Below are 21841 nucleotides of genomic sequence, written 5' to 3' on the forward strand. Positions count from 1 at the left end.
CCGGTGCGGGACGAAGAGCGCGGCACCAAGGGGCGGCCGGCCGAGAGCGCCGGGGAACCGGGCTGCGCGAGCGGTTCCCGGCGCATGGCGGACGGCATCGACGGCATTCCCGAGCAGGCCCGGCCGCATCCGGAGGGCACATCGGCCTCCGCCGAGGCCGGCTCCTCGGAGAGCGCCGTGCAGGGCTCGCCTCGGGAGAGGCGGATCGGGGGCACCCAGGGCCGGGCCGAGGTGAGGGCTCGACAGAGGGCGACGGGCGGGACGATGAGCGAGCACGAGCGAGACGACGACCAGGGAGTGCGGGGCGTGCCGGCCACGCAGCACGAACCGCAGGACCGCAGTGGGGCGCGGGCGATGTTCGTCGAGCTGCGTACGCTGCGGGAGGGCAGCACGGAGTACGCGGAGCTGCGCAACCAGCTGGTCCGGATGCACCTGCCGCTCGTCGAGCACCTCGCGCGCCGCTTCCGCAACCGCGGCGAGCCGCTGGACGACCTGACGCAGGTCGCCACGATCGGTCTGATCAAGTCGGTGGACCGTTTCGACCCCGACCGGGGCGTGGAGTTCTCGACGTACGCGACCCCGACCGTCGTCGGTGAGATCAAACGGCACTTCCGCGACAAGGGCTGGGCGGTGCGGGTGCCGCGCAGGCTCCAGGAGCTGCGTCTGTCGCTGACGACGGCGACGGCCGAGCTCTCGCAGCTGCACGGCCGCTCCCCCACCGTCCATGAGCTCGCGGAGAAGCTGGCGATCTCGGAGGAGGAGGTCCTGGAGGGCCTGGAGTCCGCCAACGCGTACTCCACGCTGTCGCTGGACGTCCCCGACACCGACGACGAGTCCCCGGCGGTCGCCGACACGCTCGGCGCGGAGGACGAGGCGCTGGAGGGCGTCGAGTACCGGGAGTCGCTCAAGCCGCTGCTGGAGGACCTCCCGCCGCGCGAGAAGCGGATCCTGCTGCTGCGGTTCTTCGGCAACATGACCCAGTCGCAGATCGCGCAGGAGGTCGGCATCTCGCAGATGCACGTCTCGCGTCTGCTGGCGCGGACGCTGGCACAGCTGCGGGAGAAGCTGCTCGTCGAGGAGTGACGGCCGGGTCCGGGGAGACCGCTACTTCCGGGCGCCGGTATCGGCGTTGCCCGGCCCCCGGATCCCGAGGGCCCGCGTCGTCTCGCCGTTGACGATCAGGACGAGCGCGGTGACGGCGACGACCGCGAGCGCGATGCCCGCCGGGATGGCCACACTGTCGGCCTGGAGCAGGTTGTAGGCGACCGGCAGCGCCATGATCTGCGTGATCACGGCCGGCCCTCGGCTCCAGCCGCGGCGCCCGAGCAGCCCGCGCGCGGCCAGCAGCGGCAGCAGCGCGAGCACGATCAGCGTGACCCCGCCGGTGACGGCCTGCTGCCGGTCGTCGGGGTCCCCGCCCACTCCGAGGGCGAGCATCCACACCCCGCCGACGACCAGCGCCAGTCCTTCCAGACCGGTCAGCGCGGCGGCGTACGTCAGTCGCCGCGGACGGGGGCCTGCGGGGTCCGGGACGGCGGGAGTCTGCTCACTGCTCACGCCAGAAGGGTAGCCCCCGCCCGGACCACCGACCGGACGTGAGATGTCTTACCCGATCCCTACCTCGGTCTGTGCCCGGTACCCCCCAGTAGGTACGCTGCGGTCCATGCGTGCACTTCTCGTGGTCAATCCGGCAGCAACCACTACCAGTGCACGGACGCGTGACGTTCTGATCCACGCGCTCGCGAGCGAGATGAAGCTCGAGGCGGTCACCACCGAGTACCGCGGGCACGCTCGCGACCTGGGCCGTCAGGCGGCGCAGAGCGAGGACGTCGACCTGGTCGTGGCGCTCGGCGGCGACGGCACCATCAACGAGGTCGTCAACGGCCTGCTGCACGCCGGCCCGGACCCCGAGCACCTGCCCGGCCTCGCCGTGGTCCCCGGCGGTTCCACCAATGTCTTCGCCCGCGCCCTGGGCCTGCCCAACGACCCGGTGGAGGCCACCGGCGCCCTGCTGGACGCCCTGCGCGAGGGCCGTGAGCGCACGGTCGGACTCGGACTGACCTCGGGCACGCCGGGCACGGAGGACGAGGCCGTCCCCTCGCGCTGGTTCACCTTCAACGCCGGGCTCGGTTTCGACGCGGGGGTCGTCGGCCGGGTCGAACAGCACCGCGAGCGGGGCAGGAAATCCACACACGCTCTTTACCTCCGGCAGGCCATGCGGCAACTGCTGGGCGAGCCGCACCGCCGGCACGGTTCGATCACCCTGGAGCGGCCGGACGCCGACCCGGTGACCGATTTGGTGCTGTCCATCATCTGCAACACGGCTCCGTGGACCTATCTGGGCAATCGCCCGGTGTACGCGTCGCCTAAGGCCTCGTTCGATACGGGGCTCGACGTACTGGGTCTCAGCCGTCTGTCCACCGCCGCGGTTGCCCGGTATGGCACCCAGTTGCTCACTTCGTCCCCCCAGCGGGGACCCCATGGCAGGCATGCCGTCTCACTGCACGACCTGACCCAGTTCACCTTGCATTCGAAGGTGCCGCTGCCCCTCCAGATGGACGGTGACCACCTCGGGCTGCGCACCAGCGTGACGTTCACAGGCGTACGCCGTGCACTGCGTGTGATTGTGTGAGCAGAAGAGGCTAAAGTCCTTTCACTCGAACGTTTAGGCCAGGATCCACCCCATGGAAGTACGGCTGTGACCTAGTCGACACCGAGGAATCAAAAAAAACTTTCCGGAAGGGGTTGTATCCGCCGCTGAGGTTTGCGAGTCTCTACGTGGCGATCGGGACAGCCCGCAACACCGGCATCCACGGATCACCGGAACCCCTCTTCAACTCACAGGACCACGCCAGGGAACCTGGCTGGTGGCCCTTCACTTGTTGAGGGATTCGTGAAAGCGTTCACATTCACAAGCAACCTGCATGTAATACCAAGGAGAGGTAGCAGCCATGGACTGGCGTCACAACGCCGTTTGCCGCGAGGAAGACCCCGAGCTCTTCTTCCCCATCGGCAACACCGGTCCTGCGCTGCTGCAGATCGAGGAAGCCAAGGCCGTCTGCCGTCGCTGCCCGGTTATGGAGCAGTGCCTGCAGTGGGCGCTCGAGTCCGGCCAGGACTCCGGCGTCTGGGGTGGTCTCAGCGAGGACGAGCGCCGCGCCATGAAGCGCCGCGCCGCTCGCAACCGGGCCCGTCAGGCCTCCGCCTGACAACACCCACCCCGCACACAGCCTGAGCTTGGCGGCGCGTACAGCGAGTACGCATCTCCCGCCCCCGAGCCGCAGCGCGCAGTACCCCCGATGCGCAGCACACGCTGGCAACGAGCATGTTGAGCCCCGGACCCCTGAACGGTCCGGGGCTTCTTGCTGTCTATTTCTGGGACCGTACCGGGATGTCCAGGATCACCTGCGTACCGCGCTCCGGCGCCCGGACCATGTCGAAGGTTCCCCCCAACTCCCCCTCCACCAGCGTCCGTACGATCTGCAGGCCGAGGTTGCCCGAGGTGTGCGGGTCGAAGCCCTCGGGCAGGCCGACGCCGTCGTCCTGGACGGTCACCAGGAGGCGGGCCTCCCTCGTCGTGCCGCCGCGCACCGCGGTGACCTCGACCGTGCCGGTGTCGCCCTCACGGAAACCGTGTTCCAGGGCGTTCTGGAGGATCTCGGTCAGCACCATGGACAGCGGGGTGGCGACCTCGGCGTCGAGGATGCCGAAGCGTCCGGTGCGCCGGCCGGTGACCTTGCCCGGGGAGATCTCGGCGACCATCGCCAGCACACGGTCGGCGATCTCGTCGAACTCCACCCGCTCGTCCAGGTTCTGGGACAGCGTCTCATGGACGATGGCGATCGAGCCGACACGGCGGACCGCCTCCTCCAGGGCCTCCCGGCCGCGCTCGGACTCGATGCGGCGGGCCTGGAGGCGCAGCAGGGCGGCGACCGTCTGGAGGTTGTTCTTCACCCGGTGGTGGATCTCCCGGATGGTCGCGTCCTTGGTGATCAACTCGCGTTCGCGGCGGCGCAGTTCGGTGACGTCGCGGAGCAGCACGAGCGAGCCGATGCGGGTGCCCTTGGGCTTGAGCGGGATGGCGCGGAACTGGATGACGCCGTCGTTGGCCTCGATCTCGAACTCGCGGGGGGCCCAGCCGCTGGCGACCTTGGCGAGTGCCTCGTCCACCGGGCCCCGGGTGGGGGCGAGTTCGGCGGTGATCCGGCCGAGGTGCTGGCCGACCAGGTCCGAGGCGAGGCCCATGCGGTGGTAGGCGGACAGGGCGTTCGGGGAGGCGTACTGGACGATGCCGTCCGCGTCGAGGCGGATGAGGCCGTCGCCGACCCGGGGGGCGGCGTCCATGTCCATCTGCTGGTTGGCGAAGGGGAAGGCGCCGGCCGCGATCATCTGGGCGAGGTCGGAGGCGCTCTGGAGGTAGGTCAGCTCCAGGCGGCTCGGGGTGCGCACGGTGAGCAGGTTGGTGTTGCGGGCGATGACGCCCAGGACGCGGCCCTCGCGCCGTACGGGGATGGACTCGACGCGGACGGGGACCTCTTCGCGCCACTCCGGGTCGCCCTCGCGCACGATGCGGCCCTCGTCGAGGGCGGCGTCCAGCAGGGGGCGGCGGCCGCGCGGGACGAGGTGGCCGACCATGTCGTCCTGGTAGGAGGTGGGGCCGGTGTTGGGGCGCATCTGGGCGACGGAGACGTAACGGGTGCCGTCGCGGGTGGGGACCCACAGGACGAGGTCGGCGAAGGAGAGGTCGGAGAGCAGCTGCCACTCCGAGACCAGCAGGTGCAGCCACTCGAGGTCGGAGTCACCGAGGGCGGTGTGCTGGCGTACGAGTTCGTTCATGGAGGGCACGCTGCGAGCGTACCCGGGGCATGGGAGGTGTCCGAAAAACACCCGCGGGCCGCGGCGCCTGGGAGGGACCCTCAACCCTCCCGGCACCGCAGCCCGGAGCAATATCGGCCGCGGGGTGTGCGGTCCCGGTCTCGGCCGAAGGTGAGGAGCCGGGGCAGTCAGGGCAGAGAGCTCCGGATCCTCGGTCCGCCTTCCTGTGCGGGGAGGGCGGAAGTGTGGTGGTGCTTCTTCGCACGGCTACACACGCATTGTGGACTAGACCACTCCATGTGTCCATGCGTCGGAGGCTGTTCGTTGTTGTCAGTTCCCGAGCCGGTCGACCCGGGCCCGGTCACCTCTTCGGACGTATGGTCGTCCACCACGCAGCCTAGCCTGTGTGGGTTCCTGTGCGGGGCCAGATGGACAGGGCAATTTCGGCGACCGCGGCCAGCTCTTCCCGGCTCGCCCCGTCACGGGCCTGTTGCGACATGCCCTGGAAGACGGCGCCGACCAGCCGGGCGAGGGCGGCGGCGTCGGTGTCCGGGGGCAGCTCGCCCGCCGCGAGGCCGGCGCGGACACGGCTCTCGATGGCGGCGAGGCTCGCGTTGCGCTGCCGGCGCAGCGCGTCCTCCACCTCGGGGGTCGAGCAGTTGGCGGCGGCGTGGATGACCAGGCAGCCGTGCGGGTGGCCGGGCGCGGTGAACTCGGTGGCGGCCTCGGTCAGCAGGCGTCGGACGGCGCAGCGGGCGGTCGGCTCCTCCTCCAGCGCGCGGCGCGCGAAGGAGCCGTACGTCGTGTCGTAGGCGGCGACGGCCTCCTCGAAGAGGGCGCGCTTGTCACCGAAGGCGGCGTACAGGCTGGGGGCACCGATGCCCATGAGGCGGGTGAGGTCGGAGACGGAGGTGGCCTCGTAGCCGTGCTCCCAGAAGGCCATGACGGCCTTCTCCAGAGCGGCCGCGCGGTCGAAGGAGCGGGGGCGGCCGCGCGGGCGGGATTCCTCGGTGCTCACCATGGCGGACATTTTATAGCGAATGCTAGAGAAATCCGGCGGTGAAGGGCGGGTGACAGGGGCGCGAAAGGTCGGAAATCGCGGGCGGCCACACTCGGCCGACCTGGGCCGGTTCTGTTAGATTGGTCTAAACCACTTCTCTGATCGGCAGGCCAGCGTGGAAGTTGTCATCGTTCCGGACGCCAGGTCGGGTGGCGAACTCATCGCCGAGGCCATGGCGCGACTCCTGCGGCGCAAGCCCGACGCCCTGCTCGGCGTGGCCACCGGTTCCACCCCGCTGCCCGTCTACGAGGCGCTGGCGGGCAAGGTGCGCTCCGGTGCCGTGGACACCTCGCGGGCGCGGATCGCCCAGCTCGACGAGTACGTCGGGCTGCCCGCCGACCATCCGGAGTCCTACCGTTCGGTGCTGCGGCGCGAGGTGCTGGAGCCGCTCGGCATCGGCATGGACGCGTTCCTCGGCCCGGACGGCACCGCCGAGGACGTGCAGGGGGCGTGCGAGGCCTACGACGCGGCGCTGGCCGAGGCGGGGGGCGTCGACCTGCAACTGCTCGGCATCGGCACCGACGGGCACATCGGCTTCAACGAGCCGTGCTCGTCGCTCGCCTCCCGGACGCGGATCAAGACGCTCACCCAGCAGACCCGGGTGGACAACGCGCGCTTCTTCGACGGCGACATCGAGCAGGTCCCGCACCACGTCATCACGCAGGGCATCGGCACGATCCTGGAGGCGCGGCACCTGGTGCTGCTCGCCACGGGCGAGGGCAAGGCGGACGCGGTCGCGGCGACCGTGGAGGGCCCGGTGGCGGCCGTCTGCCCCGCCTCGGCCCTCCAGCTCCACCCGCACGCGACGGTCGTCGTCGACGAGCCCGCCGCCGCCGAGCTGAAGCTCGCGGACTACTTCCGCCACACCTACGCCAACAAGCCGGCCTGGCAGGGCATCTGAACCGCGGAGCCGGAACGAAGGCGCCGGGCGCTCCTCACGGAGGCCCGGCGCCTTCGTCGTGGCGGCGGCGGAGACGGCGAGGCGCCGGGCCCCTCCCCTCAGGACCCGGCGCCGCCGCGCGGCCGTCACCGGCCCGTGAGCGCCTCCGCCCCCTTGCGGCCGTCACCGGCCCGTGAGGACCTCCGCCGCCGCCCGGCCGCAGGCGCGGGACGCGCCGTGGGTGGCCAGGTGGAGGGCGCCCCGGGCGGGGGCCTGGGGGACGCCCGTCTCCACGACGACGGTGTCCGGACGGGCGGTCAGCAGGGTGTCGAGGGCCCGCGCCATCCAGGGGTGGCGGTGTTCGTCGCGGACGACGGCGACGACACGGCGGTCACCGGCCGCCCGCAGCGCCGCGTGGCCCGCTCCGTCGCCGGTGAAGCTGCCGGTCTCGGTGCCGGGCAGCAGGCGGGAGAGCTCCGCGGCCACGCCCCAGGGCGTCTCGTCGCCGACGGCAATGCTGGCGGCCGGGGTGAGGGCGACGACGTAGGGCGCCTCGGTGAGCGGGGTGACGTCCTCGCCCGTGACCCGGAGGGCACGGCGGGCGGCGGCGAGGCCGATGTCGGGGCGGGGGCCGCCGGCGGCGGGCGTGCGCGAGGCCGTCCAGTGGGCCAGGGCCCGTACCCGCTGGGCCGCGTCCGCCAGGCGCTCCTCGGCGAGGTCGCCCGCGCGGACGGCGGAGACCAGGGCGTCGCGCAGCCGGCGTACCGTCTCGTCGTCGGCGAGGCCGCCGCCCACGCAGATGGCGTCGGCGCCGGCCGCGATGGCGAGGACGCTGCCGCGCTCGATGCCGTACGTGGCGGCGATGGCCCGCATCTCCATGCCGTCGGTGACGATCAGGCCGTCGTAGCCGAGGTCGCCGCGCAGGAGGTCGGTCAGGACGCGGCGGGACAACGTTGCCGGGCGGTCGGGGTCGAGGGCGGGGACGAGGATGTGGGCGCTCATCACGGCCCGGGTGCCGGCGGCGATCGCGGCGCGGAAGGGCGCCAGTTCGCGCGCCGCCAGGACCTCGGGGCCGGCGTCGATGCGGGGCAGGGCGAGGTGGGAGTCGACGGCCGTGTCGCCGTGGCCCGGGAAGTGCTTGGTGCAGGCGGCGACGCCCGCCGACTGGAGGCCGGTGACATAGGCGGCGGTGTGCCGGGCGACCAGGGCGGGGTCGGCGCCGAAGGAGCGGACGCCGATGATCGGGTTGGCGGGATTGGAGTTCACGTCCGCCGACGGGGCCCAGTTGAAGTTCACCCCGCAGGCGGCGAGCCGGCGGCCCAGTTCCGCGGCGACCTCCCTGGTCAGCTCGGTGTCGTCGACCGCGCCCAGGGCGTGGTTGCCGGGGAAGCTGGAGCCGGTGCGCACCTCCAGGCGGGTCACGTCCCCGCCCTCCTCGTCGATGGCGACCAGCACGTCGTCGCGTTCGGCGCGCAACTGGGCGGTCAGGGCCGCCAGTTGCTCGGAGGAGGCGATGTTGCGGCCGAACAGGCCGACCGAGGCGAGGCCCTCACCGAGCCGGCGCAGCAGCCAGTCGGGGGCGGTGGTGCCGGGGAAGCCGGGCTGGAGGACCGTCAGGGCGTCCCGCGTCAGCGTGTCGGTGCCGCTGGCGAGTGTCGTCATCGGAGGGCGTTATCCCTTCACTGCGCCCGCGGTCAGACCCGCGGCCATCTTGCGCTGGACCAGGAGGAAGAGGACGACGATCGGTACGGCCATCATGGTGGCGCCGGCCATCATGGGCGCGTACTCGGTGCCGTGCTTGGTGGAGAAGTTGCTGAGCCAGACGGTCGCGGTCTGGTTCTTCTGGCTGAGCAGCATCAGGGCGTAGAGGTACTCGTTCCAGGCCTGGATGAAGCCGTAGACCGAGGTGGCGACCATGCCGGGGGCGAGCAGCGGGAAGACGACCCGGACGAAGGCGCCGGTGCGGGAGCAGCCGTCGACCATCGCGGCCTCCTCCAGTTCCTTCGGGATGTTGACGATGAAGCCGCGCAGCGTCCACACCGTGAAGGGGAGGATGAAGGTCAGGTAGGTGATGATCAGGCCGGTCAGCCGGTCGTACTGGCCGAGGTCGTTCAGGAGCAGGAAGACCGGGATGATCATCGCGACCAGCGGGACCATCTGCACCGCGAGGATGCCGACGATCACGATCTTGCGGCCGCGGAAGGCGAACCGGGAGATGGCGAGGGCGGCCAGCATGCCGACGACGATGCCGATCAGGACGACGGCGAGCGAGACGACCAGGCTGCGGCCGACCGGGCCCCAGAAGTCCGCGATGTGCAGCGCCCGGCTGAAGTTGTCGAGGGTCAGGCCGGTGGGCAGCAGGCTCGGGTCCGGGTCGATGGCGTCCTTCGCCGGTTTGAACGCCGTGTTGAGCATCCAGTAGACGGGGAAGCCGGCGGTGAGGAAGACCAGCAGGCCGAGGAGGTTCCAGCCCGCGCGGGAACGCCGGCGGGGGGCGAGCGCGCTCATTCGACCTCTCCGATCTTCAGCATCTGGCGCATGTACACGGCGACCACGCCGAGCAGCAGCAGCACGGTGATCAGGGCGATCGCCGAGCCCTGTCCGTAGTCGTTGACGACGAAGGCGCGGTCGTAGGAGTAGGTCGTCAGGAGCTGGAACTCGGCCTCGGGGTGGCCGTTGCGCATGACGAAGACCTGCGGGAAGACGCCCATGTCCCAGATGACCGACAGGGTCGTGAGCATCACGATGATCGGCTTGAGGATGGGCAGGGTGACGTAGCGGAAGACGCCCCAGGCGCCGGCTCCGTCCAGCCGTGCCGCCTCCTCCAGCTCCTTGGGGACCTGGGTGAGGCCGGCGCTGAGGGTGATCACGACGAACGGGACCGCTCCCCAGACCACCAGCAGCATGATCACGGCCAGGCCCTGCGGTCCGCTCGCGAACCAGTTGTGGCCGATCAGCTCCACGCCGGGCAGCCTGCTCAGGACGGCGTTGAGGATTCCGTAGTCGGCGTCGAAGAGCCATTTGAAGACGGTGGTGGCGACGATGACGGGCATGCCCCAGCCGGCCACCAGCGCGATGTTCACCAGGGTCCTCACCCAGCCGGAGACCCGCTGGAGCAGCAGCGCGATCAGCATGCCGAGGACCATCGTGAAGATCACGCAGCCGGCCGCGAAGACGATCGTGCGCACGACGACCGCCCAGAACTCGCCGTCGCCCAGCACCTCGGTGAAGTTGTCGAGCCCCGCCGACTCGGCCGGCTGGAAGCCCCACAGCTGGGACTGCCCGAACTTCTGGAAGGCCAGGGTGACCAGACGCACCAGCGGATAGCCCATCACCAGCAGCAGGACCAGCAGGCAGGGGGCGAGCAGCAGCCAGGGCGTGGCGGCGGGCGCGGAGGTGCGCCGTCCTCGCGGCTGCTCAGGTGCGGGCGGTGGGGGCGCCGGCCGCGGCGGCGGCACCTTGGCGGGGGTGGTGGTGTCTGCGGCACTCATCGCGCGCTCCTCAGCGGTCCCTCAGGTCGTACGAAGGCGATGACCCGGACGTCGTACGAAGGCCAGGACCCGTGGGCCGGTGGGTCGTACGGACGGCGGGGCCCCGCCGCGGCGGAGCCCCGTCCCGGGTCACTTGGTGTTGATGACCTTGTCGATCGCGGCGTCCGCCTCCTTCGCGGCCTCCTCGACCGTCTTCTTGCCGGTGCCGATGTTCTGCAGCATGGTCTGCAGCACCTGGGCCTTCTCGACCTGGCCCCAGCCGGGGGCCATCGGGACGAACCAGTTGGACTCGGCGGCGGTGGCCGGGACGACGGTCGCGGGGTCGTTCTTCAGGGTCGCGAGGTCGGTCTTGTTGTTGGGCAGGTTGCCCTTGGCCATCAGGCCCTTCTGGCCGGCGGGACCGGTGAACGCGTTGATCCACTCGGCGGCGAGGTCCTGCGCGTCCGACTTCACCGGGACGGCGAGGTCGGAGCCGCCCAGGAAGACGGGGAGGTTCTTGCCGGACGGGCCGGGCATCACGAAGTTCTCGACGTTGCCCTTGAGCTTGCCGGTCTTGTCGTTCTCCGGGGCGGCGGCGGAACCGCCCTCCCAGGCCGGGGCGAAGATCATGCCGGACTTGCCCTGACCGTAGACGATGTACCGGTCGGACTCGTCCTTGGTCCTGTCGCCGTGCATGTAGTTGTCGACGACCTTCTTGAACTCCTTGAGGCCCTTGAGGGACTCGGCGGAGGAGAGGTTGGCCTTCCACTCGCCGCCCGACTCGACGGCTATGGAGCCGCCGGCGTCGTAGACGAAGGACATGGCCGCGTACCAGTCGCGGGTGGGCTGGTACCAGGCGGAGAACGTGTCGCCCTCCTTCTTCTGGAGCTTGTCCAGGGCGGCGGTCAGTTCCGCGTAGGTCTTGGGGGCGGACTTCACGCCGACCGAGGCGAAGAGGTCCTTGCGCCAGTTGGCGACCCGGCCGCCGGCGTAGTACGGGACGCCGTAGGTCTTGTCCTCGTAGGTCACGGAGGCCTTGAGGCCGTCCAGCCAGGCCGAGGAGTTGTCGAACTTCGCGGCGTCGAGGGGGGCGAAGGCGCCCTTGACCATGTAGCCGAGCATCTCGGTGTTGCCCATCTCGACCACGTCCGGGGCCTTGTCGGTGGCGAGGACCGCGTCGAGCTTGGCGTTCTTGTCCGGCCAGCCGTAGTACTCGTGGGTGATCTTGACGCCCGGGTGCTTCTTCTGCACCGCCGCGTCGGCGGCCTTGACCAGGTCGGGCCAGTTGTTCTGGGCGTCGACGGTGAGCCAGACCGTCAGCTCCTTGGCGTCGGCGCCGTTGTCCGAGCCCCCGTTGTCCTTGTCGCCCCCGCACGCCGCGATGGAGACCATCATGCCCGCGATACCGATCGCGGCTGTCAGCTTGCGCTTCACGCCACCCTCCTCAGGGATGCCACACAAACCCCCCTGCCTCCCCGCCGCGTTCGAGCGTCGACGCGTACCGTCCGTGGGGCCGGGACCTGGACCAATGGTGTAGACCAGTGCGGAGAGCTTGGCTCAGACCAATAGGGCTGTCAAGGGTGTGCAACCGGGCTCGCGGAGTCCGTTACGCGACCGCGATATGCAGGGACTTTTCAATTTTCGGGCGGTCGGACGGGCCCCGCGGCGAGGGTGTACCACCACCCTCAGGCGGCGTGCTGGACTAGACCAACAGAGAGCGCGAAGGTATACAGAGGGGATCACGGAGCGCGCGAGGTCACCCGGTCGGGACACCCCGCCCGAGAACCCGTGCCACCATGTGACCCCACGGCCGATGGACATGTCGGCCGCTTCGGCATCCGGAGCCGGGAAGGCAGGCCATGAGCACCGACGTCAGCAGTGCGGAGAACGAGGGTGGGGCGACCGTCCGTACCGCGCGCGTGCCCAAGTACTACCGCCTGAAGAAGCACCTGCTCGACATGACCGAGACGCAGGCGCCCGGCACCCCGGTGCCGCCGGAGCGGACGCTGGCGGCCGAGTTCGACACCTCGCGCACCACCGTGCGCCAGGCCCTCCAGGAGCTGGTCGTCGAGGGCCGGCTGGAGCGCATTCAGGGCAAGGGCACCTTCGTCGCCAAGCCGAAGGTCTCCCAGGCGCTCCAACTCACCTCCTACACCGAGGACATGCGCGCCCAGGGTCTCGAACCCACCTCGCAGCTGCTGGACATCGGCTACATCACCGCCGACGACCGCCTGGCCGGGCTGCTCGACATCGCCACCGGCGGGCGCGTGCTGCGCATCGAGCGGCTGCGCATGGCCAACGGCGAACCGATGGCCATCGAGACGACCCACCTCAGCGCCAAGCGCTTCCCGGCCCTGCGCAGATCGCTCGTGAAGTACACCTCCCTCTACACCGCGCTCGCCGAGGTCTACGACGTCCACCTCGCCGAGGCCGAGGAGACCATCGAGACCTCCCTGGCCACTCCGCGCGAGGCCGGCCTGCTCGGCACCGACGTCGGCCTGCCCATGCTGATGCTGTCCCGGCACTCCCTCGACAAGGAGGGCAAGCCGGTGGAGTGGGTGCGGTCGGTGTACCGGGGCGACCGGTACAAGTTCGTCGCCCGGCTCAAGCGCCCGCAGGGGTAGGCCGATTCGGGCACCGGCCGCCGTTCCGCTCCGCCAGGAGGAATTTGCGGATCGATATGCGGACAAGGTCTTCCGCCGCGCTTATCCGTCACCTACATTTCGCGTGCTTGCACCACGTGATCAGCGAGGAGACGGAGCCGCCCGATGCCAAAAGCGCCTGAAGTGTCCGAAGGGCCGGTGGTGACGCCCATGCGCGTCGTCATCGGGCTCTGTCTGTTCGCGCCCTTCGTGGCGATGTTGTGGGTCGGTTCGTACGCGAAGGTGGACCCGACGTTCATCGGGATCCCCTTCTTCTACTGGTACCAGATGGCGTGGGTGCTGATCTCCACCGCGCTCACGATGGTCGCCTACAAGCTGTGGCAGCGTGACCAGCGCTCCCGGGCCGCGCGCAAGGGGGGTGCGGCGGAATGAAGGACGGCGTGAACGGCGTCGCGCTCGCCGTCTTCATCTTCTTCTTCCTGGCCGTCACGGTCATGGGCTTCCTCGCCGCGCGCTGGCGCAAGGCCGAGAACGAGCACAGCCTCGACGAATGGGGGCTGGGGGGCCGGTCGTTCGGCACCTGGATCACCTGGTTCCTGCTCGGCGGTGACCTCTACACGGCGTACACCTTCGTCGCCGTTCCGGCGGCGATCTACGCGGCGGGCGCGGCCGGCTTCTTCGCGGTGCCGTACACGATCCTCGTCTACCCGCTGATCTTCACCTTCCTGCCGCGTCTGTGGTCGGTCTCGCACAAGCACGGGTACGTGACGACCTCGGACTTCGTGCGCGGCCGCTTCGGCTCCAAGGGCCTTTCGCTGGCCGTGGCGGTCACCGGCATCCTCGCGACCATGCCGTACATCGCGCTCCAGCTCGTCGGCATCCAGGCGGTGCTGGACGTGATGGGCGTCGGCGGCGGCGAGGACACCAACTGGTTCATCAAGGACCTGCCGCTGCTGATCGCCTTCGGTGTGCTGGCCGCGTACACGTACTCCTCGGGTCTGCGGGCGCCGGCGCTGATCGCGTTCGTGAAGGACACGCTGATCTACATCGTCATCGCCGTCGCGATCATCTACATCCCGATCAAGCTGGGCGGCTTCGACGAGGTCTTCGCCAAGGCCGGCGAGAAGTACACGTCGTCCGGCGCGGGCGGGCTGATCACGCCCGAGGCGGGCCAGTGGACGTACGCGACGCTGGCGCTCGGCTCGGCGCTCGCGCTCTTCATGTACCCGCACTCGATCACGGCGACGCTCTCCTCGAAGAGCCGTGAGGTGATCCGCCGCAACACCACGATCCTGCCGCTGTACTCCCTGATGCTGGGCCTGCTCGCGCTGCTCGGCTTCATGGCGATCGCGGCGGGCGTCAAGGTCACCAACGGCCAGCTGGCCATCCCGCAGCTGTTCGAGAACATGTTCCCGGCCTGGTTCGCGGGCGTCGCCTTCGCGGCGATCGGCATCGGCGCGCTCGTCCCGGCGGCCATCATGTCCATCGCGGCGGCGAACCTCTTCACCCGCAACATCTACAAGGACTTCATCAAGCCGGACGCCACGCCCGAACAGGAGACCAAGGTCTCCAAACTGGTCTCGCTGCTGGTGAAGGTCGGCGCGCTGGTCTTCGTCCTGACCATGGACAAGACGGTCGCCATCAACTTCCAGCTGCTCGGCGGCATCTGGATCCTGCAGACCTTCCCGGCCCTGGTCGGCGGCCTGTTCACCCGCTGGTTCCACCGCTGGGCGCTGCTGGCCGGCTGGGCGGTCGGCATGATCTACGGCACGGCCGTCGCGTACGGCATCCCCTCGCCGACCAACCCGTCCCAGAAGCACTTCGGCGGCTCGTCGAAGGAGATCCCCGGCATCGGCGAGATCGGCTACATCGGCCTGACGGCGTTCGTGCTCAACGTCGTCGTGACGGTGGTCCTCACCTTCGTCCTCAGGGCCGTCAAGGCCCCCGACGGCGTCGACGAGACCAAGCCGGAGGACTACACGGCGGACGCGGGCGACCCGGGCGTCCAGGTGGAGCTGCCGCCGGCGACGGCGGGCACCAGCCACTGACCGACCAGCCACCACAGCGGGCCGCCGAAAAGCAGGAACGACGGCGGCCCGCTGTCGTACACACTCACACCATGGACATACTGATCCGCCCCGCGCAGCCCGCCGAGTACACCGCGCTGGGCGACCTGACGGCCCGGGCGTACCTGGACGACAACCTCCTCGACTTCGGCGAGAGCGACGCGTATCTGCTCGAACTGAAGGACGTGGCGAAGCGCGCGGCCGCCGCCGAGGTCCTGGTCGCCGTGGAGGGCGACACCCTGCTCGGCGGCGTCACCTGGGTCCCGGCCGGCGGCCCGATGGCCGACATCGCGCGCCCGGGCGAGGCCGAGATGAGGATGCTCGCCGTCGCCCGCGAGGCGCGGGGCCGGGGCGCCGGGGAGGCGCTGGTCCGCGCCTGCGTCGACCGCGCCCGGGCCACCCCCGGCTGCACGGGCGTCGTCCTGTCGACCCAGCGCACCATGCACGCGGCCCACCGCATCTACGAGCGCCTCGGTTTCGTCCGCACACCGGAGCGGGACTGGAATCCCCTGCCGGAGCTGGACGACATCACTCTCCTCACCTACGAACTGACGCTCTGATACCAGCGCGACACAACATCTGGGGGTGGCGCCGCGCCCCGACACAAGATGTATGCTCATGCTCGCTGTCGCCGCAGGGGAATCCGGTGCGAATCCGGAACTGTCCCGCAACGGTGTACCCGCGTGTTTCCGCACGCCTGTTCAGTCCGAGGACCTGCCGACAGCGCACCCGGCCGTCCGGTCCGGGTGCCTGACGTCCGGGCCTCGTGGAATGGGCCGGTGGACGCGATGCGCCGTGCGCTCGTGTGCTGTCCGCTGCCCTCCGCCAGGCCCCCGCCGAGCGAGGGAGAGCCCCCACGTGACCATCGCGCCAGCCGATCCGGCTTCAGCGGCTCCGGAGACCGACGGTCCGGGAGCCGCGTTGCTGCGGACCCTGACCGAGCTGACCGCCGACCTCCCCGACGCCGACCCCGGCCGGGTCGCCGCCGCCGCGCTGCGCGGCCGGTCGGCGCGGGCGGACGAGACGGAGCTGCGCGAGCTGGCCACCGAGGCGGCCGCCGGTCTGATCTCCGAGGACCCCGCCTACTCCAGACTGGCCGCCCGGCTGCTGACCATCGGCATCGCCGCCGAGGCCGCCTCACAGGGCGTCACGTCCTTCACCGAGTCGGTCGCGGTCGGGCACCGGGAGGGGCTCGTCGCCGACCGGACCGCCACGTTCGTGGGCGTCCACGCCGCCCGCCTCGACGCCTTGATCGACACGGACGCCGACGACCGCTTCGGCTACTTCGGCCTGCGCACCCTGTACAGCCGGTACCTCCTGCGGCACCCGATCACCCGCAAGGTGATCGAGACGCCCCAGCACTTCATGCTGCGGGTGGCCGCCGGTCTCGCCAAGGACGACACCGCGAAGTCCCTCGACGAAGTCGCCGCGCTCTACGGGCTCATGAGCCGCCTCGACTACCTCCCCTCCTCCCCCACGCTCTTCAACTCCGGCACCCGGCACCCCCAGATGTCGTCCTGCTACCTCCTCGACTCCCCCAAGGACGAGCTGGACTCCATCTACGACCGCTACCACCAGGTCGCCCGCCTCTCCAAGCACGCCGGCGGCATCGGTCTGTCCTACTCCCGCATCCGGTCCCGGGGTTCGCTGATCCGCGGCACCAACGGCCACTCCAACGGCATCGTCCCGTTCCTGAAGACCCTCGACGCCTCCGTCGCCGCCGTGAACCAGGGCGGCCGGCGCAAGGGCGCGGCCGCGGTCTACCTGGAGACCTGGCACTCCGACATCGAGGAGTTCCTGGAGCTGCGGGACAACACCGGTGAGGACGCCCGCCGTACGCACAACCTGAACCTCGCGCACTGGGTGCCGGACGAGTTCATGCGCCGCGTCAACGCCGACGCGCAGTGGTCGCTGTTCTCCCCGGCGGACGTCCCGGAGCTGGTCGACCTGTGGGGCGAGGAGTTCGACGAGGCGTACCGCAAGGCCGAGGCGGCGGGCCTGGCGAAGAAGACCCTGCCCGCGCGCGAGCTGTACGGCCGTATGATGCGCACCCTCGCGCAGACCGGCAACGGCTGGATGACCTTCAAGGACGCCGCCAACCGGACCGCCAACCAGACGGCGCTCCCGGGCCATGTCATCCACTCCTCCAACCTCTGCACGGAGATCCTGGAGGTCACGAACGACGCCGAGACGGCGGTCTGCAACCTGGGGTCCATCAACCTCGGGGCGTTCGTGGAGGACGGCGACATCGACTGGGAGCGGCTGGACGCCACCGTCCGCACGGCCGTCACCTTCCTCGACCGTGTCGTCGACATCAACTTCTACCCGACCGAGCAGGCGCGCCGGTCGAACGCCAAGTGGCGTCCGGTGGGCCTGGGCGCCATGGGTCTCCAGGACGTCTTCTTCAAGCTGCGTCTGCCCTTCGACTCCGCCGAGGCCCGCGCGCTGTCGACCCGGATCGCCGAACGCATCATGCTCGCCGCGTACGAGACGTCCGTCGACCTCGCCCTGCGCCACGGTCCGGCGCCGGCCTTCGAGAAGACCCGCACCGCCATGGGGTGGCTGCATCCGGACCACTACGACGTGGAGCTGACCTGGCCGGAGCGCTGGGAGGCGCTCCGCGACGAGATGGCGATCGGCGGCCTGCGCAACACCCTGCTCCTCGCCATCGCCCCGACCGCCACCATCGCCTCCATCGCGGGCGTGTACGAGTGCATCGAGCCGCAGGTGTCGAACCTGTTCAAGCGCGAGACGCTGTCCGGCGAGTTCCTCCAGGTGAACTCCTACCTGGTCGCCGACCTGAAGAGGCTCGGTGTGTGGGACGCCCGCACCCGCGAGGCGCTGCGCGACGCGAACGGCTCGGTGCAGGACTTCGCCTGGATCCCCGAGGACGTGCGCGAGCTGTACCGCACCGCCTGGGAGATCCCGCAGCGCGCGCTGATCGACATGGCCGCGGCCCGTACCCCGTTCCTGGACCAGTCCCAGTCGCTGAACCTCTTCCTGGAGACGCCGACCATCGGAAAGCTCTCCTCGATGTACGCGTACGCCTGGAAGTCGGGCCTGAAGACGACGTACTACCTGCGCTCGCGCCCCGCGACCCGGATCGCCCGCGCCGCCCAGGCCCGAGCCGCCGTCCCCGCCCAGCAGGCCGCCGACCCGGATGCCGTCGCCTGCTCCCTTGAGAACCCCGAGTCCTGCGAGGCCTGCCAGTGATGTCCGACCGCTCCCAGAACCTGCTCGACCCCGGCTTCGAGCTGACGCTGCGCCCCATGCGCTACCCGGACTTCTACGAGCGCTACCGGGACGCCATCAAGAACACCTGGACGGTGGAGGAGGTCGACCTGCACTCCGACGTCGCCGACCTCGCGAAGCTCACCCCCGCCGAGCAGCACCTCATCGGCCGGCTGGTCGCGTTCTTCGCGACGGGCGACTCGATCGTGGCGAACAACCTGGTGCTGACGCTGTACAAGCACATCAACTCCCCCGAGGCGCGGCTCTACCTGAGCCGGCAGCTCTTCGAGGAGGCCGTCCACGTCCAGTTCTATCTGACGCTGCTGGACACCTACCTCCCCGACCCGGAGGACCGCGCCGCGGCCTTCGCGGCCGTGGAGAACATCCCGTCCATCCGGGAGAAGGCCGAGTTCTGCTTCACATGGATGGACTCGGTGGAGCGGCTGGACCGCCTGGAGTCCAAGGCGGACCGCCGCCGTTTCCTGCTCAACCTCATCTGCTTCGCCGCGTGCATCGAGGGCCTGTTCTTCTACGGCGCCTTCGCGTACGTCTACTGGTTCCGCAGCCGGGGTCTGCTGCACGGCCTCGCCACCGGCACCAACTGGGTGTTCCGCGACGAGACCATGCACATGTCCTTCGCGTTCGACGTGGTCGACACCGTCCGCAAGGAGGAGCCGGACCTCTTCGACGACGCGCTCCAGCAGCAGGTCACCGACATGCTGCGGGAGGCCGTCGAGGCCGAGTTGCAGTTCGCCCGCGACCTGTGCGGTGACGGCCTGCCGGGCATGAACACCGACTCGATGCGGCAGTACCTGGAATGCGTCGCCGACCAGCGGCTGACCCGGCTCGGCTTCGCCCCCGTGTACGGGTCGGAGAACCCCTTCTCCTTCATGGAGCTCCAGGGCGTGCAGGAACTGACCAACTTCTTCGAGCGCCGTCCGTCGGCGTACCAGGTGGCCGTGGAGGGCACGGTCGACCTGGACGAGGACTTCTGAGTCCACGTCCGGTCGCGCCGGCGTGCGTTCCGGGGCCGGGAGGCCACCCGAACGCACGCCGGCACAAGGCATGTCACCGCGCACTCACCGCGGCACGGCCCTCAGCCGCAGCCGCTGCGGACGCAGCGTGATGCCCACCCGGGTCGTGTCGACGGACCCGGCGACCTGCTCGAACCGGAACGTCGTCGCGAGCACCGCCGTGACCAGGGTGAGCAGGGCCATCGAGAAGTGGTCGCTGGGGCACTTGCGGTTCCCCACGCTGAACGGGCGCATGGCGTACTTCGGGATGGACTTCTCCCGCTCCGGAAGCCAGCGGTCGGGATCGAACTCCAGGTGCCGCTCGTAGGAACGCGGATCGCGCTGGATCGCGTACGGGCTGTAGATGATGTCGGACCCGGCCGGAATGCGATACCCGTCGAGTTCGGTGTCGGTGACGGCCCGTCGGGTCAAAATCCATACGGCGGGCAGCAAACGCATGGCTTCCACGACGACGTTGTTGGTGTGCGTGAGCTTGCGCACGTCGTCGAATCCCACCGGACGGCCTCCGGTTACGGCCTCGACCTCGTCGCGCACTTTGTCCGCGTGTTCCGGGTGGTCCGAGAGGACCAGCAGGAGCGACATGATCGTGGATGCGATGGTTTCGCTGCCGGGGGTGAGTATCGCGACGACCTGATCGTGGATCTCCTGTTCCCCGATGGGGTCGCCATTGTCGTCCTTCGCTTCCAGCAATGCCGTCAGCAAATCGTCCGGCTTTTGACCGGATGCCCGGCGTTCGGCGACGATCTCGTCGACCAGGAGATGCAAATCGGCCAGCGCCCGGTTGAATTCGCGGTTGGCCGGAAGCGGCAGTTTGTACAACGGTCCGAGCGGCACCACCATGCGGTGGTACATACCTTGGAACACGCTGGCGAGCGCGACGCACAGCCGCTCGGCCCGCTCGTCCATGAACTGCCCGCGCAGCAGACAGCGGGCGGCGACCCGCACCGCGACGCGGAACGACTCCGAGGTGCAGTCGACGATCCGGCCGCCCTTCCAGCGCTCGGTGAGCGCGTGTGTCTCCTCCTCCATGATCGGACCGTAGGCGGGGATGGCGTCGAGCCGGAACGCGGGCTGGATGGTGCGCCGCTGGCGGCGGTGGACCGGGCCGTTGGCGGTGGCCACACCCTCCTTTCCGAGCAGACCTTCCAGGGACTCCCACAGCGGTCCGGCGATGATGTAGTCGGGGCTGAGGGCCACCGCCCCGGTGAGGTCCGGGCGGGTGACGGCGTACACCGTCTTCGGGCCGAGCTTGATGCGGACCACGCCACCGTGGTCGCGCAGCCGGCTCATGAAGGCCAGCGGATCGCGGGCCAGCCGCCAGCCGTGGCCGAGGAGCGGAACACCACCACCGGCCAGGGGCGGCTCGCGCAGCTCCGCTGCGCCGGGCGTATCGGGCTTCACCGATTCGACGGTCATTTCTCACCTGCCGCTTCGTTGTTGACGTACGGGGGCGTGGACCGGTCGTCCCAGCTGTCGACCATGTAACGGCCGGACTCGTGGTGGAACCAGTACACGGAACTGAACCAGTTCCGCATGTTTCCGAGACAGGCCCGTACGGCGGCGCCGAGTTCTTTCCCGTGGACCGTGCCGTCCGCCAGCCCGTCGGCCAGCCGCAGCACGTCCTTTTGCACGACAAGGAATTCGGATATGCAGTTCTCGACGCGCCGCCTGACTTCGTCGACCGCTTCTTCCAGGGTCAGTCCCTCATGGGTGATGAGACTGATTCCGAGATTGTGCACCTCGTCTCCCGCGATCTCCTTCGGGAGCGAGCACAGATCGTTGTACCAGGCCGCGAATTCCTGGCTCAGCAAGGCCGCCCGTCGAAAGGACGGGTGTTTCCGCACGGCATCCGGGAGTTCCCGGCCGGCACTGGGTTCCAGCAGATCCGTCCAGATCCAGTGCGCGAAGGTGAGCCGGCGCAGCGCGAGATACTCCTCGACGGTCGGGACACGCCCTTCGGTGCGATTGTGGAATTCCCGGTCGTACGCCTCGATCACCGCGTGGAAGTGGCGGGCGAACCGCGCGTTCCAGGTGTCGGGCAGGAAGGAGTACAGCCGGCCCACGCTGTCGGCGAGTCCGGCGACCAGTGGGTCCGCGTGATGCAGATGTTCCGCCGGCGAGTCCAGCGCCGCATGCAAGCGGAACCTCAACTGCCGCCAGGCCGGGGCCCGTCCGTGGACGACGTCACGATCGTGGCGGTCGTCCCAGACGAAGAACCAGGCACTGTAGTCGGCGATGGCCTGGAGCACCTCGTCGGGCGCGCCGAGGTAGTAACCCGCCATCAGGTCGGTGTAGCACAGACCGTCGGCATATTCTGCGACCTTGTCCGCCGGCATGAGCTGCTTTTCCAGCAGCCAGGAGCGCGTCTTCTCCTGCAACTGCGGCCAATACGGATGCAGTTGCCGCGGAAAGGCCGCCTCGATGACCGGAAGTGAGAGCGAGGGAGGCACCGCGATCGCGGTCACCGTCGCTGTGGTGCGGTATGTGGTGCTGTATGGGAAGGCTGGCACGAACAACCCCTCTCAGCCGCCAGTTGACGCACACCCCTTCCGCCGTGCCGGGCGTGCGCCGTTGCGTATCTCCGCACTGCCCATTCAGCACTACAACTGACCGCTCTGGGAACGGATTTGCTTCATTCACTAGCCCAACATGCCGAGACTCTCCCTTGTGTGACTGGTTATG

The 21841-nt window shown here is 69.7% G+C and carries 19 protein-coding genes and 1 riboswitch; of the genes, 10 read left to right on the plus strand and 9 right to left on the minus strand.

Annotation, left to right across the window (positions count from 1 at the left end):
* Positions 1–3: 3 nt before the first annotated feature.
* Complete coding sequence (locus ALMP_RS32190; protein ID WP_375803555.1) at positions 4–1083, plus strand: RNA polymerase sigma factor SigF; 1080 nt, start codon at positions 4–6, stop codon at positions 1081–1083.
* Positions 1084–1104: 21 nt separating this feature from the next.
* On the opposite strand, the gene ALMP_RS32195 is transcribed toward ALMP_RS32190, so the two are convergent.
* A complete protein-coding gene (locus tag ALMP_RS32195) occupies positions 1105–1557 on the minus strand; it encodes a hypothetical protein (protein WP_264934849.1) in 453 nt (150 codons plus the stop codon).
* Between the two features lie 106 nt (positions 1558–1663).
* Between ALMP_RS32195 and ALMP_RS32200 the strand changes: the two genes are divergently transcribed.
* Together ALMP_RS32200 and ALMP_RS32205 are read left to right on the plus strand one after the other, a co-directional pair.
* Positions 1664–2632: a diacylglycerol kinase family protein gene (locus ALMP_RS32200; protein WP_264934851.1), complete on the plus strand. Its 969-nt coding sequence runs from the start codon at positions 1664–1666 to the stop codon at positions 2630–2632.
* A gap of 319 nt (positions 2633–2951) precedes the next feature.
* Positions 2952–3209 (plus strand): WhiB family transcriptional regulator, encoded by a 258-nt coding sequence (locus ALMP_RS32205; RefSeq protein ID WP_016639615.1) that lies wholly within the window; start codon positions 2952–2954, stop codon positions 3207–3209.
* A 160-nt stretch (positions 3210–3369) separates the two neighbouring features.
* Here the strand turns inward: ALMP_RS32205 and ALMP_RS32210 are convergent, their stop codons facing one another.
* The gene (locus ALMP_RS32210) at positions 3370–4836 is read right to left on the minus strand and encodes a sensor histidine kinase (protein ID WP_264934959.1); all 1467 of its coding nucleotides are present in this window, start codon (positions 4834–4836) and stop codon (positions 3370–3372) included.
* A gap of 376 nt (positions 4837–5212) precedes the next feature.
* Positions 5213–5836, minus strand: coding sequence for a TetR/AcrR family transcriptional regulator (locus ALMP_RS32215; protein WP_264934887.1), 624 nt, complete (start codon positions 5834–5836; stop codon positions 5213–5215).
* Positions 5837–5990: 154 nt separating this feature from the next.
* On the opposite strand from ALMP_RS32215, the gene nagB reads away from it, so the two are divergent.
* Positions 5991–6776 (plus strand): glucosamine-6-phosphate deaminase, encoded by a 786-nt coding sequence (nagB, locus tag ALMP_RS32220; RefSeq protein ID WP_264934888.1) that lies wholly within the window; start codon positions 5991–5993, stop codon positions 6774–6776.
* Between the two features lie 162 nt (positions 6777–6938).
* Here nagB and ALMP_RS32225 read toward each other — a convergent pair whose 3' ends face one another.
* The 4 genes from ALMP_RS32225 to ALMP_RS32240 all read right to left on the minus strand — a co-directional run bounded on the left by ALMP_RS32225 (position 6939) and on the right by ALMP_RS32240 (position 11659).
* Positions 6939–8417, minus strand: a complete 1479-nt coding sequence (locus ALMP_RS32225; protein ID WP_264934889.1) for a glycoside hydrolase family 3 protein — start codon at positions 8415–8417, stop codon at positions 6939–6941.
* A gap of 9 nt (positions 8418–8426) precedes the next feature.
* Entirely contained in the window at positions 8427–9263 is an 837-nt protein-coding gene (locus ALMP_RS32230) for a carbohydrate ABC transporter permease (RefSeq protein WP_264934890.1), read from the minus strand.
* Positions 9260–10246 carry a carbohydrate ABC transporter permease gene (locus tag ALMP_RS32235; protein ID WP_264934891.1) on the minus strand — a complete coding sequence of 329 codons (987 nt, stop codon included), beginning with the start codon at positions 10244–10246 and terminating at the stop codon, positions 9260–9262. Before ALMP_RS32235 ends, ALMP_RS32230 begins: the two co-directional genes overlap by 4 nt.
* Before the next feature lie 129 nt (positions 10247–10375).
* Complete coding sequence (locus ALMP_RS32240; protein ID WP_264934893.1) at positions 10376–11659, minus strand: extracellular solute-binding protein; 1284 nt, start codon at positions 11657–11659, stop codon at positions 10376–10378.
* A gap of 425 nt (positions 11660–12084) precedes the next feature.
* On the opposite strand from ALMP_RS32240, the gene ALMP_RS32245 reads away from it, so the two are divergent.
* The 6 genes from ALMP_RS32245 to ALMP_RS32270 all read left to right on the plus strand — a co-directional run bounded on the left by ALMP_RS32245 (position 12085) and on the right by ALMP_RS32270 (position 19120).
* Positions 12085–12849 carry a GntR family transcriptional regulator gene (locus ALMP_RS32245; RefSeq protein WP_264934894.1) on the plus strand — a complete coding sequence of 255 codons (765 nt, stop codon included), beginning with the start codon at positions 12085–12087 and terminating at the stop codon, positions 12847–12849.
* A gap of 144 nt (positions 12850–12993) precedes the next feature.
* Positions 12994–13260 carry a DUF3311 domain-containing protein gene (locus ALMP_RS32250; RefSeq protein WP_264934895.1) on the plus strand — a complete coding sequence of 89 codons (267 nt, stop codon included), beginning with the start codon at positions 12994–12996 and terminating at the stop codon, positions 13258–13260.
* Positions 13257–14876, plus strand: a complete 1620-nt coding sequence (gene mctP, locus ALMP_RS32255) for a monocarboxylate uptake permease MctP (RefSeq protein WP_264934896.1) — start codon at positions 13257–13259, stop codon at positions 14874–14876. Before ALMP_RS32250 ends, mctP begins: the two co-directional genes overlap by 4 nt.
* 71 nt (positions 14877–14947) lie before the next feature.
* The gene (locus ALMP_RS32260; protein WP_264934898.1) at positions 14948–15454 is read left to right on the plus strand and encodes a GNAT family N-acetyltransferase; all 507 of its coding nucleotides are present in this window, start codon (positions 14948–14950) and stop codon (positions 15452–15454) included.
* Between the two features lie 77 nt (positions 15455–15531).
* Positions 15532–15609, plus strand: a riboswitch (cobalamin riboswitch).
* A 143-nt stretch (positions 15610–15752) separates the two neighbouring features.
* On the plus strand, positions 15753–18107 hold the full coding sequence (locus ALMP_RS32265; RefSeq protein ID WP_264934900.1) for a ribonucleoside-diphosphate reductase subunit alpha: 2355 nt from the start codon (positions 15753–15755) through the stop codon (positions 18105–18107).
* Entirely contained in the window at positions 18107–19120 is a 1014-nt protein-coding gene (locus tag ALMP_RS32270) for a ribonucleotide-diphosphate reductase subunit beta (protein WP_264934902.1), read from the plus strand. Before ALMP_RS32265 ends, ALMP_RS32270 begins: the two co-directional genes overlap by 1 nt.
* Before the next feature lie 84 nt (positions 19121–19204).
* Here the strand turns inward: ALMP_RS32270 and ALMP_RS32275 are convergent, their stop codons facing one another.
* Together ALMP_RS32275 and cyc1 are read right to left on the minus strand one after the other, a co-directional pair.
* Entirely contained in the window at positions 19205–20575 is a 1371-nt protein-coding gene (locus tag ALMP_RS32275) for a cytochrome P450 (protein ID WP_264934910.1), read from the minus strand.
* On the minus strand, positions 20572–21624 hold the full coding sequence (gene cyc1, locus ALMP_RS32280) for an epi-isozizaene synthase (protein WP_264934912.1): 1053 nt from the start codon (positions 21622–21624) through the stop codon (positions 20572–20574). Before cyc1 ends, ALMP_RS32275 begins: the two co-directional genes overlap by 4 nt.
* Positions 21625–21841 lie beyond the last annotated feature (217 nt).

This window comes from Streptomyces sp. A012304, from assembly GCF_026008495.1.
Classification (GTDB): Bacteria; Actinomycetota; Actinomycetes; order Streptomycetales; family Streptomycetaceae; genus Streptomyces.